The organism is Hydrogenophaga sp. (assembly GCF_030651625.1).
Classification (GTDB): domain Bacteria; phylum Pseudomonadota; class Gammaproteobacteria; order Burkholderiales; family Burkholderiaceae_C; genus Hydrogenophaga.
The window spans coordinates 138,899-154,188 of sequence record NZ_JAUSCF010000023.1 but is presented as its reverse complement, the minus strand read 5'-3'; the positions used below and the strand labels follow the sequence as shown (position 1 = coordinate 154,188).

Below are 15,290 nucleotides of genomic sequence, written 5' to 3'. Positions count from 1 at the left end.
TATTCGCGAGTCACCGCGGAACTGGCTTCGCCAGGCCGCTGGTGACGCTCCCTTGAGGGGGCGACGCCGAAGGCGGCGCGGGGGTGTTCTTCAGTACCCCTCCGGCGACTTCTTGTGCCAATCCGTCGCACGCTGAAACGCGTCGGCTGCCTGCAGCAGCTCGGCCTCCTTGAAGTGATTGCCGATCAGTTGCAGGCCCACCGGCAATCCGCCCTCACCAAAGCCGGCCGGCACGCTCATGCCTGGCAAGCCAGCCAGCGAGCCGGGCAGCGTGTAGATGTCGGCCAGGTAGTTGGCGACCGGGTCGTCGCTTTTTTCGCCGATCTTCCAGGGCACGGTGGGCGCGACGGGGCCGGCGATCACGTCGCACTGCTCAAAGGCGTTCTGGAAGTCCTGCGCAATAAGGCGGCGGATTTGCTGCGCCTTGAGGTAGTAGGCGTCGTAGTAGCCGTGGCTCAGCACATAGGTGCCGATCATGATGCGGCGCTGCACTTCGGGCCCGAAACCTTCGCTGCGCGACTTCTTGTACATGTCGGTCAGGTCGTCGTATTGTGCGGCGCGGTGGCCAAATTTCACACCATCAAAGCGGCTGAGGTTGCTCGACGCTTCGGCGGGCGCAATGATGTAGTAGACGGGGATGGCGAGTTCGGTTCGCGGCAGGGAAATGTCGACGAGCGTGGCGCCGAGCTTTTCGTACTGATCGAGCGCGGCGCGCACCGCAGCGATCACATCGGGCGCACAGCCTTCGCCGAAAAACTCCTTGGGCAGGCCGATGCGCAGCCCCTTGAGCGGCTGCGCGGCTGTGGCACCCTCGCGGGGCTGGCCCAGCAGACGGGTGTAGTCCTCGGCGGGGTGGTCGAGACTGGTCGAATCCCGGTCGATATCCGGGCCAGCCATCACGCTCAGCAGCGTGGCGCAGTCGGCGGCGCTGTGCGCCATGGGGCCGGCCTGGTCCAGGCTGGAGGCGAAGGCGATCATGCCGTAGCGCGAGCATCGGCCATAGGTGGGCTTGATGCCGGTGATGCCGCAGAAGCTGGCAGGCTGCCGGATGGATCCGCCGGTGTCGGTGCCGGTGGTGGCGGGCACCAGGCGCGCTGCCACGGCCACGGCCGAACCGCCCGACGACCCCCCAGGAACGCGCTCGACATCCCAAGGGTTGCGCACCACGCCATAGGCGGAGTTTTCGTTGCTGCCACCCATGGCAAATTCGTCGCAATTGAGCTTGCCCAGGGTCACGGCGCCTGCCGCCGCCAGCTTGCTGACCACGGTGGCGTCGAACGGACTCTGGTAGCCCGCCAGCATCTTGCTGCCAGCGGTGCTGGGGAAGCCCCGGGTGACGAAGATGTCCTTGTGCGCCAGCGGCACGCCCAGCAGCGGCCCACGCCCCCCGGCGGCAATGCGCGCATCGGCGGCTTTGGCCTGGGCGAGCGTCTGCTCTTCATTGAAGGCGAGGAAGGCACCGAGATGGTCGTGCTGCTTGGCGCGAGCCAGCAATGCCTCAGCGACTTCAACAGACGAGGTTTTCTTCTCGGCAATGGCGGCGGCCAGGTCGGCCACGCCCAGGCGGTGGAGGTCGTTCATTCAATCACCTTGGGCACCAGGAACAACCCGCGCTCCACCACCGGGGCACTTCGCTGGTTGGCCTCTCGGTTGTTCGGCTCGCTGACCACGTCCGGGCGCAGACGCAAGCTGACGTGGTCGATCACGGCGGTGGGGTGGGCCAGTGGCTCTACGCCGGTGGTGTCCACCGCGTTCATCTGTTCGACGATGTCGAAGAAGCCATTGAGCTGGGTACGCATGCGTTCGCTCTGGGCTTCGGAAAGCGCCAGACGGGCGAGGTTGGCGATGCGCCCGATGTCGGACAGGGTCAGGGACATGACAAGAACCGGTGGCGGTTGCGGTTGCAGATGGGGAGTAACGGGAAAGCTGGGGAAAGCCTGCCGGATGCCGCACAATGCGCGCTGAAACGGGAGGTAACCGCCTGATTTAGCCCCATTTCACAGGCTGTTGCGTACAGGGGATACGGTATTATCCAAGGTTTGGCGACAGTGCCCGTGCACACGCGGTTTTTTTGCCATCGAATCAAATACTTAGAACCGGCCACCACCCACGCCGCCCAACATTGGCGACGACCGCACGAGGCGGCGGATCGTGCCACACAGGATTTTTGCACCATGTTTGAAGCGTTTCGTCGCCAGTTCTCCACCGACCTGGCCATCGACCTCGGCACCGCCAACACCTTGATCTACGTTCGACACAAAGGCATCGTGCTGGACGAGCCTTCGGTTGTGTCGATACGCCATGAAGGCGGTCCTCAGGGCAAGAAGACCATCCAGGCGGTGGGCCACGAAGCCAAGGCCATGCTGGGCAAGGTGCCTGGCAACATCGAAGCCATCCGCCCCATGAAGGACGGCGTGATCGCCGACTTCACCGTGACCGAGCAGATGCTCAAGCAGTTCATCAAGATGGTGCACCCGCGCTCGATGTTCAAGCCGAGCCCGCGCATCATCATCTGTGTGCCCTGCGGCTCCACCCAGGTCGAGCGCCGTGCCATTCGTGAATCGGCCCTGGGCGCTGGCGCCTCCGAGGTCTACCTGATTGAAGAACCCATGGCCGCAGCCATTGGCGCCGGCCTGCCGGTGTCCGACGCCTCGGGTTCCATGGTGGTCGACATCGGTGGCGGCACCACCGAAGTGGGCGTCATCTCTTTGGGTGGCATGGTCTACAAGGGCAGCGTGCGCGTGGGCGGTGATCGCTTCGACGAAGCCATCATTGCCTACATCCGCCGCAACTACGGCATGCTGATCGGCGAGCCCACCGCCGAGGCCATCAAGAAAGAAATCGGTTCCGCCTTCCCCGGCTCCGAGGTCAAGGAAATGGAAGTCAAGGGCCGCAACCTCTCCGAAGGTGTGCCGCGCAGTTTCACCATCTCCAGCAACGAGATCCTGGAAGCCCTGACCGATCCGCTCAACAACATCGTGACGGCGGTGAAAATGGCGCTCGAACACACGCCCCCTGAACTGGGCGCCGACATTGCCGAGCGGGGCATGATGCTCACCGGCGGCGGTGCGCTGCTGCGCGACCTCGATCGCCTGCTGGCCGAAGAAACAGGCCTGCCAGTCCTGGTGGCCGAAGAACCGCTGACCTGCGTGGTACGCGGTTGCGGCATGGCTCTGGAGCGCATGGAGCGCCTGGGCACGATCTTCACCAGCGAATGATCCTGCGCCGGTCGCAGGCCTGATCACAGGCCCGTTCAAAAGCGTTTGCCGACATGCCACTGGGCACCCTGGACCGGACCCCACCGCCCTTCTTCAAGCAGGGTCCGTCGGCCCTGTCCAAGCTGCTTGTGTTCAGCGCCATGGCGCTGTTTCTCATGGTGGCCGACGTGAGGTTTCAGGTCACCGGACCAGTGCGCTCGGCCATGGCGACCGTGCTTTACCCTGTTCAATGGCTGGTGATGCAGCCGATTCAGGCCGCCTCCACTGCGGGCGGCTATCTCACCACGCTGCACGAGGCCCGGCGCACCGAACGCGAGGCACTCGAGCGGCTCTCCGCTCAGGCCGCGCGCAGCCTTCAGGTGGAACAGTTGCTGCAGGAGAACCAGCATCTTCGCGAGATGCTGACCATGCGCGAGCGCAGCCAGTCGGTCGCCACCGGCGCACAGGTGTTGTACGACACCGCCGACCCGTATTCACGCAAGGTGGTGATCGACCGCGGCCAGGCCCACGGCGTGGTGGCCGGCTCGCCGGTGATCGACGAGCATGGCGTGCTGGGGCAGATCACCCGGGTGTACCCGCTGCTCTCGGAGGTCACGCTGTTGATCGACCGTGACCAGGCCATTCCGGTCGTCAACGCGCGCACCAGCCTGCGCGGCGTGGCCTTCGGGCAGCCCTCGGCCAGCGGAGACGCACTGGAGCTGCGTTACACGCTGGCCAGTGCCGACATCGAAGAAGGCGACCTGCTGACCACCAGCGGGGTCGACGGCGTCTATCCGCCGGGCCTGCCGGTGGCACGGGTGACCCGGATCGAGCGTCGCTCTGAATCGGCGTTCAACCGGGTGGAATGTGAACCGGTGGCACGGGTGCTGGGCGCCTTGCATGTGCTGGTCCTGACCCCCGTGGGCCTGACCCAGCCGCCCCCCCCGGAGCAGGAGCCCACGGGTGTGCGGCCACGGCAAGGCGGCCGGGGCGACCTGCCTGGCAGACGGGGTGCAGCGCCATGATCATGCGCCCTGGCCAGCAGTTGCTGCTGCCCGCCAACCCGGTCTTCATCTGGTTCACCCTGCTGAGCGCGCTGGCCATCAACATGTTCATGAACATGGGGCTCTTTGGGCGTGAGGCCTGGACACCGGACCTCCTGGCCGTGGTGCTGGTGTTCTGGAGCGTGCATCAGCCCCTGCGCATCGGTGTGGGTGTGGCGTTTGCATTCGGGCTGGCCATGGATGTGCACCAGGGCGCCCTGCTCGGGCAGCACGCGCTGGCCTACACCGTGCTGGGATTTTTCGCGATTTCCATGCACCGCCGACTGCTCTGGTTTGCGGTGCCCACCCAGGCGTTGCAGGTGCTGCCCCTGTTCGTGTCCGCTCATGTTTTACTGATGCTGGTGCGCCTCATCTCTGGTGGGGTGTTTCCGGGTTGGGCTTACTTCCTGGCACCCGTTCTGGAGGCGGCGTTGTGGCCGGTGGTGAGCGTGTTCCTGCTCGCGCCCCAGCGCCGTGCGCCGAATCCTGATGACAACCGGCCGCTGTGAGCACGTGCCCCCACGCTCCGCCGTTTCACGGGTCGCTGCCCCCCGAGGGGGCTGACCTTGCTTGGGGCGGCCCTGCGCTGCAGTCTCCTAGAAAGGAAGCCCGATCCTGCCCCCCGCCGTGTGGCCGGGCTGAGCAGCGCAGGGGCGCGGGGATTAGAAATTCGCATGTCCGAAAGCCGCGCAGCGGACAAGTTTGCGATTTTCCCCCACGACGCGAGCAGCGCAAGGAAGCCCGAAGGGCCCCGGACTTCGGCTCGCCTTTCTTTGGCCTACGTTTCTTTGGCGAAGCAAAGAAAGGTAGGTCGGCCGCCGGGCCGAAACCCGGCCAAATCAAGCTTCCGGAGAAAAAGGTGTACGCGGGGAGAGACCCCTCACCCCAACCCTCACCCCAACCCTCTCCCCAGAGGGGCGAGGGAGCAAGAGGGAGCCCGGCTCACCTGTGTGGTCGTGCCTGGGAGAGGGGAAGTCCGCTTTCGCCCCTGCTGTCGCACCTTGAAGACCACCGCAGCCTGCTACGTGAAACCTTTCGCCTGTCGGTGGGTCCATCCCACTCACCGCACACACGCCTCGGCGCCGGTCTGGGCGGATCAAGGGCGCCGGAGTGGCAGGGAGCAGCATGACCGAATTCCGCAACGTTGAAGCCGATCTGGCCCAGTTCCGCAACCGGGTGGTCGTGGCTGGGTTGGCGGTGTTGGTTGCTTTCGGGTTGGTGGCTGCGCGCATGTACTACCTCCAGGTGGATCAGCATGACAGGTTGATGGCGCAGGCGGAGAGCAACCGCACGGCCGTGTTGCCGGTGGTGCCGAATCGGGGTGAGATCCTGGATCGCCATGGACGTGTGCTGGCCACGAGTTTTTCTGCCTACACCCTGGAAATCAATCCATCCCGGGTCGCAGATCTCGAGGCGACCATCGAGGAGCTGGGGAAAATCGTGGAAATCCAGCCACGGGATGTCCGGAGGTTTCGCCAGTTGCGCTCCGAGTCTCGCCGTTTCGATTCGCTGCCCCTTCGCACCCGCCTGACCGACGAGGAAGTGGCGCGTTTCACGGTCCAGCGCTACCGTTTTCCCGGCGTGGATGTGCGTGCACGGCTGATCCGCCAATATCCGAACGGCGACGTGGCCGGTCACGTGATCGGCTACATCGGGCGTATCAACCAGCGCGAGAAAGAGCAGATCGAGGAATGGCCGGAAGAGGAGCAGGCCAACTACCGCGGCACCGAGCACATCGGCAAGCTGGGCACCGAGCAGACCTACGAGAAGGAGCTGCATGGCATCACCGGATTTGAACGCGTGGAGACGTCGGCGGGTGGCCGTGCGGTGCGCCTGCTCGCCCACACGCCGGCAACGCCGGGATCCAATTTGCGCCTGTCCATCGACATTCAGCTGCAAAAGCTGATCGAGGACATGTTTGGCGAACGGCGGGGTGCGCTGGTGGCGCTCGACCCCCGCAACGGCGAAGTGCTCGCTTTTGTGAGCAAGCCCACCTTTGATCCGAACCTGTTCGTGGAAGGCATCGACGTCGAGAACTGGCGTGCCCTCAACGAGTCGATCGACAAGCCGTTGCTCAACCGTGCATTGCGGGGCACCTACCCGCCCGGCTCCACCTACAAGCCCTTCATGTCGCTGGCGGCGCTGGAAACCGGTACGCGCACGGCGAACACGATGGTCAACGACCCGGGCTTCTGGATGTTCGGCAACCACCGCTTTCGCAGTTATGGCAACAACGCACTGGGCATGGTGGACATGCACCGAAGCATCGTCAAATCCAGCAACACCTACTATTACTCACTGGCCAATGAAATGGGCGTGGACAAGATGCACGACTTCATGAAGCCGCTGGGCTTCGGGCAGGTCACCGGCATCGATCTGCGCGGCGAGTTGCGGGGGGTACTGCCCAGCCAGGCCTGGAAGCGCAACGCCTACAAGCGGGCGGATCAGCAACGCTGGTATCCCGGCGAAACCATCTCGCTGGGCATTGGTCAGGGCTACAACAGCTTCACCATGCTGCAGCTTGCCCATGCCATGACCACCCTGGCAGGAGGCGGCATTCGGCACACGCCCCGCCTGACGCTGGGGATTGAAGACGCTGTCACCCGCGAGAGCCGTCCACCGCCGGTGGCGCCGTCGGTCGATCTGGGCTACAAGCCCCAGCACGTGCAGATCATCCTGAAGGCCATGCATGCGGTCACGATCGAAGGCACCTCGGCACGGGTGTTTGCCGGAGCGGGCTACAACAGCGGCGGAAAGACCGGCACGGCGCAAGCGGTCACCATCGGCCAGAAAGACCGCTACGACGCCAAAAAGCTCGAAGAGCATCAGCGCGATCACTCACTCTACATCGCGTTCGCACCCGTGGAGGAGCCGCGTGTGGCGCTGGCCATCGTGGTGGAAAACTCTGGCTTCGGGTCGGCCCACGCCGCACCCATTGCGCGTCGGGTGTTCGACTATCTGTTGCTGGACCAGTACCCCAATGCCGAGGATCTGGCTGCCGTCCAGAAGGGTTTGGCGGCGGCACCGATTGGCACGCCCTTGAAGGCAAGCAGCCTGCCATGGCCACCCGAACCGCCTTCGCTATCGCCTGCCGCCGCGCATTGAGCGTCATGCCTTCCCGGCTCAGCCGCCGGGAGGGCCGATGATCCTGCCGGCGCGCAGGCGTCCACCCACACACTGCATGGATGGCGTGACCCGTCGACGCTGGTGGAAGCCCTCTGATATTTCATTAGCCACGCTGATGAACCTATCGATTCAGAAGGAACAGGCTAGAATTAGGGTTAACCCTAGTTTTATCCATCATGACACCCCGCGTTTCTGTTTTCTCGGCCTTTTTCTCCCGCGCCATTCAGGCCTTGTGCACCCGCCTCGACCGCACCCACGAGGGATCCGATGGTCTTGAGGCTTACCTCAGCACAGCCACCAGCCTCCACCAGCTGGAAGACATGCAGCGCCGCTGGGACCGCAACCAGCGCGGCGCCCAGTCGATGGTGGCTCATTGAAGGCCTTTCCATGTTCAAACTGATCCAATCCCTGTTCCAGAGCCCGAGGTTCAACCCCGGCGTCCGTGTCAATCGCTTTCACAAAGGCAGCATCGACCGCGTGGACGGTCGGGTCGTGGCCCAGACGGCTGAAGGTGTGCTGGTCGAATGGCCGCGCTTTGGCACAGGCTGGGAGCGTCCTCAGACGCTGTGCCAGCAGGTGTAACCCTCGGCGGCACGGGAGGGGGGTCACATCCACGCGTCATAGGTGGTCTTGAGAATCAGCGCGCTGACCACCACGATGAACACGCTGCGCACGAACCCGCTACCGTGCTTGAGTGCCAGCCGTGTGCCTACCAAGCTACCGATCACGTTGGCCACGGCCATCACCACCACGAAATGCCACCAGACGTGCCCTTTCCAGGCGAACAGCATGAGTGCGGCCAGGTTGGAGGTGGTGTTGAGCAGTTTGGCGCTGGCACTGGCATGCAGGAAGTCGTAGCCCAGCCAGCGCACGAACAGAAACACAAAGAAGCTGCCAGTGCCCGGGCCGAAGAAACCGTCGTAGAACCCGATGGTGACGCCGAGCACACTGGCGGCCAGTGCTTCCCGGCGTCCGTAGAAGCGCGGCGCGTGGTGCCTGCCAAGCTCCTTGCGGGCCAGGGTGTAGGCCAGCACGCCAAGCAGCACCAGCGGCAGCACGCGGCGAAGGAAATCAGGCGAGATCTGTGTCACTGCCCATGCACCGAGCATGGAACCGGCAAAACACACGCCTGCTGCCGGCAGCAGGGCTCGCCACGGCAGTTGCACGCGGCGGGCGTATTGCAGCGTGGCAGCGGCGGTACCCCAGATGGATGCGCCCTTGTTCACACCGAACAGGGTGGCCGGGTGGGTGTTGGGAAACACGGCGAACAGTGCTGGCACCAGAATCAGGCCACCACCCCCGACGATCGAGTCCACAAAACCGGCGACCAGTGAAGCAGCCGTGACGAGCAACAAGTCCATGAAAGGATTGTCACCGCCCTGCGCCGCTGCGCGGCTTCCGCCCAGGGGGACCACGCCCTTGGACCGGCAGAGCCGGATCTTCGGCGTGCGCTGGGCTCAGGCACGCGCTTCGGTGAATGAATGGTCTGCGTCACTGGGCCTTGGGAAGTTCCAGCACGAACTCTGCCCCACCGCCCTCGGCGTTGCGTGCGCTCAGGCGCCCGCCGTGTTGCTCGACGATCCCGTAGCTGATGGACAGGCCCAGGCCTGTGCCTTTTCCTACCGGTTTGGTGGTGAAGAAGGGATCAAAGATCCGCAACAGGTGTTCAGGTGGAATGCCCGGTCCGTTGTCGCGCACGCTCACGCGCACATGCGTGCCTTCACAAGCCATCGCCAACCAGACGCAGGGCGCTTCCGCGCCGGAACTTCCCACGGCATCGAAGGCGTTCTGCAGCAGGTTCATCATCACCTGCTGCAACTGACCCGCGCTGCCCATGACGGTGCAGGGTGCGTCCGCCTGCCAGCGCACATCCACCGACGTTGACCGCCCTTTCTGCACCCAGTGGATGGCTCGGTCGATCACCTCGACCAGATTCACATGCGTGCGTTCTTCCGGGTCCATCGCCGAGAAACGCTTGAGACCGTGCACGATGTCAGCGGTGCGCTGCGCGCCTTCGAGCGTGCCTTCGATCAGCGAGGGCAGATCGCCCATCAGGTGTTCGATGCGCAGCTTCTGTCGCAGCGCCTGCAGCACCGGCTCGGGCTCGTGTGCGTGCAGCGCGGCCATGTAGGTCTGCAGCCGGTCGCAGTACTTGCGCAACGCGTGCACATTGCCGAGCACAAAGCTGATCGGGTTGTTGAGCTCGTGCGCCACCCCGGCCACCAACTGGCCGAGCGAGGCCATCTTTTCCGAATGCAGGAGTTGTTGCTGGGTGCGCTTCAGGGCCTCGTGCGCGGCACGCATCTCGTGGTACGCACGCTTGAGCTCGGCCGTGGGCCGGCCCACCCACACGGTGCCCACGCGCCGGCCGTTGCTGCCAATGCGCGGCGTACAGTTCGCGTCCACCGGCACCGGCTGGCCTTCGCGGTCGAGCAGGTTGAGCTCGATGCCCTGCCCGGCGCGCGGTGCGTCGGAGCGGTCCATCGCGGCGCGCGCCGCGTCGACGCTGGCGGCGTCGGCCAGAAGGTCGGCCAGGCTGCTGCCGCGCAACTGTTCTTCACTGCGACCCACCAATTCGCACAAAGCTGCGTTCGCCTGCTCGATCAGACCGCGCTCGTCGCACACCACCAGCACGTCCGACATCGATGTCAACACGCTGAAGATGAACTGCTGCGACTGCTCCAGCTCGGCGTTCTTCTTCTCCAGTTCCACCTCGTCGTCGATCAGCCGCGTGTAGACCTCGTCCATCTTCTGGATCACGTCCAGCCAGGTGGATTCGTCCACGCCTTCCATCGGCACGGTGGGCAAAGGGCTGGGGGCTCGGTCTTTGCTCATGACGAAAAATGGCAATCAAAGCACGTGCCGTGGCTCCGCCCAGTCGCGCAGCGGCGCGGGGGGCAACACCCTCGGTCCAGCCGGAGCGCGTGCACCAACCCAGGGGTGCCGCGCAACCGGCTTTGCCGGGGCGCAGGCGCCGTCCCCCTGCCCAGCGCCGAAGGCGCGCCAGAGCGGGGGGAAGACGCGAAGCGGCGCAGGGGGGTGTTCATCAGTGTACGGTGCAGACCATGCAGGGGTCGAAGGAGCGCACGATGTGCTGGACGGAGACGGGTGTTCTTTCCCCTTCTGGCACTGGCGCATCCACCAGCGCCTGTTCCAGCGCGCCGGGCGTTCCCCGCGCATCGCGGGGCGAAAAATTCCAGCTGGTGGGCGCGACGATCTGGTAGTTGGCAATGCGGCCGCGCCGGACCACCAGCCAATGACCCAGGCTGCCGCGTGCGGCCTCGCTCAGACCCACGCCGTTGCCTTCGTCGGGCAGCGTCGTCGGCACACAGAAGGCCTCGGTCGGCCGGATCGCCTGCAGCCAGCCTTCCATCAGCGGTACCACGCGCGCGAGCTCGACCAGCCGCGCCAGCACGCGCGTGTAGACCGTGCCGCCGTGGCGCGCCACCGCATCGCGCACCAGCGGCTGGGCGCTGGTGAGCTGGCGTGCGATGGCGCCAGTCTCGACCACTTCGCCACCCAGCCGCGGTGCCTTGTTCCAGGTGTAGGCGCCGGGTTTGTCGGGTTCTGGGCGGGTGATGCCGTGCAGTGGGTGCAGCGGCTCACGCGCGTGGGCCAGCCAGGCGTGGGTGGCGTCTTCGGTGATCGCGCGCGGGTTCAGCGGTTCGACCGCGCCCGCCTGCGCGCGCCACAGCCCGCCGGGCAAAGCCCAGGCACCGTCCGACTGTGCATAAGCGCCATAACTCAGGTAGCGGCCAGGCCCGGGGCCGAGTCGGTCCAGTTGCAGGTCGCGCACCAGCGTGAGGAAGAAGCGCAGATCGCCGCCCAGCGGGTCCTGCGCGTGCCAGTCCCAGAGCGAAGCTTCGGTCTCAAGCGCAGCCACAGCTTCGAGCGGAGCGGCGAACAGCTGGCGCTCCAGAAAGCTGCGGAACTCGCGCACTTTCGCCAGCAGGCGCACACGCTCGGCTGCGTCAATGGCGCGGGTGGACCCCCCCGGCTCGACCGACTGCGTGTGCGGCCACTTGCCGCCCAGCGTGCCCAGCAGCGTGAGCCAGCGCTGACGCGCCGCCGTGGCGGCACGCACCTGCTCGCCGTGGTCGGGCGCAAAGCGTCGTTGCGCCTCGGCGTGCCACGGGTGGCCCGCGTAGACCGGGCGGGCAAAGTCCGGCATGAAGAACAGGTAGAAGTGCGTCAGGTGATCGGCCAGGTTTTCGGTGGCCAGGATCAGATTGGTCGCGTGCTGGCCGTTGGCTGGCATGCTGATGCCACCCAGGTTCGCCAGCGCACGCGCTGAGGCCACCGACTGCGAAACCGAGCAGATGCCACAGATGCGCGGCACATAGACCAGCGCGTCGTGCGGCACCTTGCCCTGCAGGATCTGCTCGAAGCCGCGGTACATGGTCGCGTTGACCTGGGCCGACGTCACGCGACCGTCGGCGATGTCGAGCTGGACTTCGAGATCCCCTTCGACGCGGTTGAAGGGGCCGACAAGCAACCTGCTCATACAACGACTCGCCAGAAGTGGAGCCATCCAGGAACACCGCGGAACTGGCTTTGCCAGGCCGCTGGTGTTGCCCCCTTGAGGGGGTCGCGCGAAGCGCGGCGGGGGTGCCTCACCGAGCTTTTCATTTGAGACGCGTCTTTCTCACAGCGGGTTTGACAATGAGATGGTCCGCCACCGCATTGTTCTTCACCCGTTTCGGCGTGGCGCTCTTGGACAACGAAGCCAGCGCCACGAACCAGGCCTTGGGCATGTCGGTCGGCAGGCCGACCGGGATGCCGGCGATCTTGGGCGTTTCGTGAAAGGGGTGACCTGGCTCCTGGAAGCCGGGCTCGGTGCAGGCGATGCAGGCGTAGCCGCCGCGCGTGCAGCTGCCCTCGCCGTTCCAGGGGCGGATGTTGCAGTCGGCGTGCACCTGCGTGCCCTTGCAGCCCATGTGTTCCATCATGCAGCCCAGGTCCGAGGGTTTTTCGGCGCTGGCCTTGAACTCGTAGTACTCGTTGCGCGTGCAGCCGTGGTGCACCAGCTGATCGGCGTAGAAGCGCGGGCGGTTCAGCGGGTCGAGGTCGTCGGCCGCGAAGCCGTTGTCAGCCAGGGCCATGAGGGTGTCGATCACCCAGCTCGGGTGCGTGGGACAACCCGCGATGTTGATCACCGGCAGGCCGCTGGATGAGCGAAAGTCCGCGCCGAGCAGGCCCCCAATGCGGTCGTCTTCGTACTGCAGGCCGCAGGCGTCGGTGGGGTTGTCGCCGCCGGCCGTGATGCCGCCCCAGGCTGCGCAACTGCCCACGGCCAGCACGTGTTGCGCCTTCGCGGCGAGTTCGCGCACCCAGTGGATCATGGGCAGGCCGGTGCCGGCCAGCATGTGGAAACGCCCGCTGCCGTTGGGGCCGCGCAGCAATGAGCCTTCGACGCACAGCGCGTCGAGCCGGGTGTCGCCGTCCAGCACCGAGTGCAGCAGCGCGATCACCTCTTCGCCGCTCGCCATTGACAGCGAGGGATGCCACAGCAAGTCCACGCCCCCATCGCGCAGATGGCCCTGGAAGTCGGTGGTGTCGGCGCACAGCAGCGACATGCTGCAACCGCCGCAACCACCACTTTGCAGCCAGAGCACATTCATGTCAGTGGCGCCCGGCCGCCCGAAGCCACTGACGTGCCCCCTCGGGGGGCAGCGAACAACGTGAGCGTGGGGGTTGTTTCATGTCAGTAGCGCCCGGCCGCCCGAAGCCACTGACGCGCCCCCTCGGGGGGCAGCGAACAAAGTGAGCGTGGGGGTTGTTTCATGTCAGCATCTCCTCGGTCTGGCGGGTCCAGGCCAGCGCCCAGTCCAGCGCCAAGGCCAGATCGGCCAGCGCCTGCTCGCCCGGCGCTTCACCGAGCTCGAAACGCTGGGCGCGGATGGCGAGCAACGTGCATGGCGGCGGTTCGGCTCGCTCCAGATCGCGGTAGACCTGCAGCAGCGCCTCGGGTGCCAGCGCGTGGGTGGTGAAGCCAGCGACCGATGCGGGGGTCACGGTGCTCACCGCGAACGGCCTCTGCAGGCCGATGGCGGCATCCACAAACAGCACACGTTCACGGCCCACGAGGTCCAGCGCGTGCTCGACCTGCAACTGGAAGTCGGCGAGGCATTCGAGCTGCCCCGCCGGCAGCTGCACCTGCGCCCGTTCGGCCAATTGCTCGACCAGCAGCGGACCGAGCGCGTCGTCGCCCCGGCTCGGGTTGCCCCAGCCGAACACCAGCAGCGGCGCAACTTGACGACTCACAACGCCGCCTCCGCCGAATGCGGCCGTGTGCCGCGCACGGTGTCGCCGCTGGATGAGCGGTGCACATGGTCGAGCACCTCGCCGCGGGCGTTGCGCAGCGTCACCGCCAGCGGCATCTGGCCCAGCGCGTGGGTGGCGCAAGACAGGCAGGGGTCGTAGGCGCGGATGGCAACTTCGATATGGTTGAGCAGCGGCTCGGTGATGGTCTGGCCATCCAGATATTGCAGTGCCACCGAGCGCACCGCCTCGTTCATGGCCTGGTTGTTGTGGGTGGTCGAGACGATCAGGTTGCAGCGCGTGACCAGGTCGTCGTCACCCACTTCGTACTCGTGGATCAGGGTGCCGCGCGGCGCTTCGATGATGCCCACGCCGCTGCGCTGGCGCTCGCCGGTGGCAAGCAGCGGCCCACCGAGGATGGCCGGATCGTCCAGCAGGTCGGCCACCACTTCCACACCGTGCAGCAACTCGATCATGCGCGCCCAGTGGGTGGCCAGCACCGCGTGCACCGGCCGGCCACCGTGCGCGGTCACGAAGGCCTGGCGCCGTGCTTCGGCGCGGGGCGTGGCAATGAAGTCGCAGTTCTGCACCCGCGCCAGCGGACCGACGCGGTACCAGCCCACTTCGGGCCCCAGGGCCAGGCGGTAGGGGAACTTCATGTAGGTCCAGGGCTTGACGCCCTCGCCGATCAGCTCGCGGTAACGCTGGTCCTCGAAGCCGTCAACGGCGATCTGCCCGTCAGCCTCGCGCACGCGCAGCGTGCCGTCGTAGAACTCCATCGCGCCGCCGGGACCGACCAGCGACATCATGGCCGCCGGAGTCTCGGCAAAGCCGACCAGGTGTGTCGGCAAACCGGTGTGCAGGCGCTCGGCCAGATCCACCGCCGCCTCGGCCCAGGCCAGCAGCTCGGGCAGTTGGGCGCGCAGCACATCGCGTTCGGCCGCGTCGACCGCGCGGTTCACACCACCGGGGATGGAGCCGGTGCCGTGCACCCGCTTGCCCGCCGTGATGCGGATCACCTCCTGGCCGAACTTGCGCAGCATCACGCCCTGGCGCGCGGCCTCGGGGTGCGCCATCGCCACGCCGACGATGTTGCGCTGCGCGACGTCGGCGTCGAAGCCGAACAGCAGGTCGGGCGAGGACAGGTGGAAGAAGTGCAGCGCGTGGCTCTGCACGATCTGCCCGTAATGCATCAGGCGGCGGATCTTGTCGGCGGCTTCGGGCACGGGCCAGCCGCCAACGACGCGGTCGAGCGCCTTGGAGGCGGCCAGGTGGTGCGACACCGGGCAGATGCCGCAGAGCCGCTGCACCATCACCGGCACTTCCCAGTAGGGCCGGCCGACGATGAACTGCTCGAAGCCCCGGAACTCGACGATGTGCAGGCGCACCTGCTCGATGCGGTTGTCCTCGCCCAGCAGCAGCGTGACCTTGCCGTGGCCCTCGACGCGCGAGACCGGGTCGATCACGATGCGGCGCAGGCCCTGAAGTTCGGCTGCGGTTTCCAAAGAAGAAGGGGTCATTTCAGTTGCTCCACCGCGCCGGAGCGCGACCCGTGAGGCATGCAACAACACCAACCGGGGACACCGCCGGGCCGGCTTGCCGGACGGCTGGTGTCGTCCCCCTCCCGCCGAAGGCGAGAGTGGGGGAAGCCGTGAAGCGGCGC

General features: G+C 66.1%; 14 protein-coding genes. 6 read left to right on the top strand and 8 right to left on the bottom strand.

Features of this window, described 5'->3' with window-relative positions:
• Nucleotides 1–90: 90 nt before the first annotated feature.
• Nucleotides 91–1,581, bottom strand: a complete 1,491-nt coding sequence (gene gatA, locus Q7V46_RS10815; RefSeq protein ID WP_304913545.1) for an Asp-tRNA(Asn)/Glu-tRNA(Gln) amidotransferase subunit GatA — start codon at nt 1,579–1,581, stop codon at nt 91–93.
• Nucleotides 1,578–1,877 carry an Asp-tRNA(Asn)/Glu-tRNA(Gln) amidotransferase subunit GatC gene (gatC, locus tag Q7V46_RS10810; protein ID WP_304913544.1) on the bottom strand — a complete coding sequence of 100 codons (300 nt, stop codon included), beginning with the start codon at nt 1,875–1,877 and terminating at the stop codon, nt 1,578–1,580. The genes gatA and gatC overlap by 4 nt, the downstream gene beginning before the upstream one ends.
• A 297-nt stretch (nt 1,878–2,174) precedes the next feature.
• On the opposite strand from gatC, the gene Q7V46_RS10805 reads away from it, so the two are divergent.
• The 6 genes from Q7V46_RS10805 (at nt 2,175) to Q7V46_RS10780 (ending at nt 7,948) form a co-directional block, all read left to right on the top strand.
• On the top strand, nt 2,175–3,218 hold the full coding sequence (locus Q7V46_RS10805) for a rod shape-determining protein (RefSeq protein ID WP_304913543.1): 1,044 nt from the start codon (nt 2,175–2,177) through the stop codon (nt 3,216–3,218).
• 53 nt (nt 3,219–3,271) lie between these two features.
• Nucleotides 3,272–4,222, top strand: a complete 951-nt coding sequence (mreC, locus tag Q7V46_RS10800) for a rod shape-determining protein MreC (RefSeq protein WP_304913542.1) — start codon at nt 3,272–3,274, stop codon at nt 4,220–4,222.
• The gene (mreD, locus tag Q7V46_RS10795) at nt 4,219–4,749 is read left to right on the top strand and encodes a rod shape-determining protein MreD (RefSeq protein WP_304913541.1); all 531 of its coding nucleotides are present in this window, start codon (nt 4,219–4,221) and stop codon (nt 4,747–4,749) included. The genes mreC and mreD overlap by 4 nt, the downstream gene beginning before the upstream one ends.
• Nucleotides 4,750–5,365: 616 nt before the next feature.
• The gene (gene mrdA, locus Q7V46_RS10790) at nt 5,366–7,345 is read left to right on the top strand and encodes a penicillin-binding protein 2 (RefSeq protein ID WP_304913540.1); all 1,980 of its coding nucleotides are present in this window, start codon (nt 5,366–5,368) and stop codon (nt 7,343–7,345) included.
• Nucleotides 7,346–7,542: 197 nt separating this feature from the next.
• Complete coding sequence (locus Q7V46_RS10785) at nt 7,543–7,743, top strand: hypothetical protein (RefSeq protein ID WP_304913539.1); 201 nt, start codon at nt 7,543–7,545, stop codon at nt 7,741–7,743.
• Between the two features lie 10 nt (nt 7,744–7,753).
• Nucleotides 7,754–7,948 carry a hypothetical protein gene (locus Q7V46_RS10780; RefSeq protein ID WP_304913538.1) on the top strand — a complete coding sequence of 65 codons (195 nt, stop codon included), beginning with the start codon at nt 7,754–7,756 and terminating at the stop codon, nt 7,946–7,948.
• 23 nt (nt 7,949–7,971) lie between these two features.
• Here the strand turns inward: Q7V46_RS10780 and Q7V46_RS10775 are convergent, their stop codons facing one another.
• The 6 genes from Q7V46_RS10775 to Q7V46_RS10750 all read right to left on the bottom strand — a co-directional run bounded on the left by Q7V46_RS10775 (nt 7,972) and on the right by Q7V46_RS10750 (nt 15,147).
• Nucleotides 7,972–8,727, bottom strand: coding sequence for a TSUP family transporter (locus Q7V46_RS10775; RefSeq protein WP_304913537.1), 756 nt, complete (start codon nt 8,725–8,727; stop codon nt 7,972–7,974).
• A 130-nt stretch (nt 8,728–8,857) separates the two neighbouring features.
• Nucleotides 8,858–10,201, bottom strand: coding sequence for an ATP-binding protein (locus tag Q7V46_RS10770; protein WP_304913536.1), 1,344 nt, complete (start codon nt 10,199–10,201; stop codon nt 8,858–8,860).
• A 211-nt stretch (nt 10,202–10,412) separates the two neighbouring features.
• Nucleotides 10,413–11,870 carry a nickel-dependent hydrogenase large subunit gene (locus tag Q7V46_RS10765; protein WP_304913535.1) on the bottom strand — a complete coding sequence of 486 codons (1,458 nt, stop codon included), beginning with the start codon at nt 11,868–11,870 and terminating at the stop codon, nt 10,413–10,415.
• A gap of 121 nt (nt 11,871–11,991) precedes the next feature.
• Nucleotides 11,992–12,987 (bottom strand): HupU protein, encoded by a 996-nt coding sequence (locus Q7V46_RS10760; RefSeq protein WP_304913534.1) that lies wholly within the window; start codon nt 12,985–12,987, stop codon nt 11,992–11,994.
• Between the two features lie 160 nt (nt 12,988–13,147).
• Nucleotides 13,148–13,630, bottom strand: coding sequence for a hydrogenase maturation protease (locus Q7V46_RS10755; RefSeq protein ID WP_304913533.1), 483 nt, complete (start codon nt 13,628–13,630; stop codon nt 13,148–13,150).
• Complete coding sequence (locus Q7V46_RS10750; RefSeq protein WP_304913532.1) at nt 13,627–15,147, bottom strand: Ni/Fe hydrogenase subunit alpha; 1,521 nt, start codon at nt 15,145–15,147, stop codon at nt 13,627–13,629. The genes Q7V46_RS10755 and Q7V46_RS10750 overlap by 4 nt, the downstream gene beginning before the upstream one ends.
• Nucleotides 15,148–15,290: the final 143 nt, after the last annotated feature.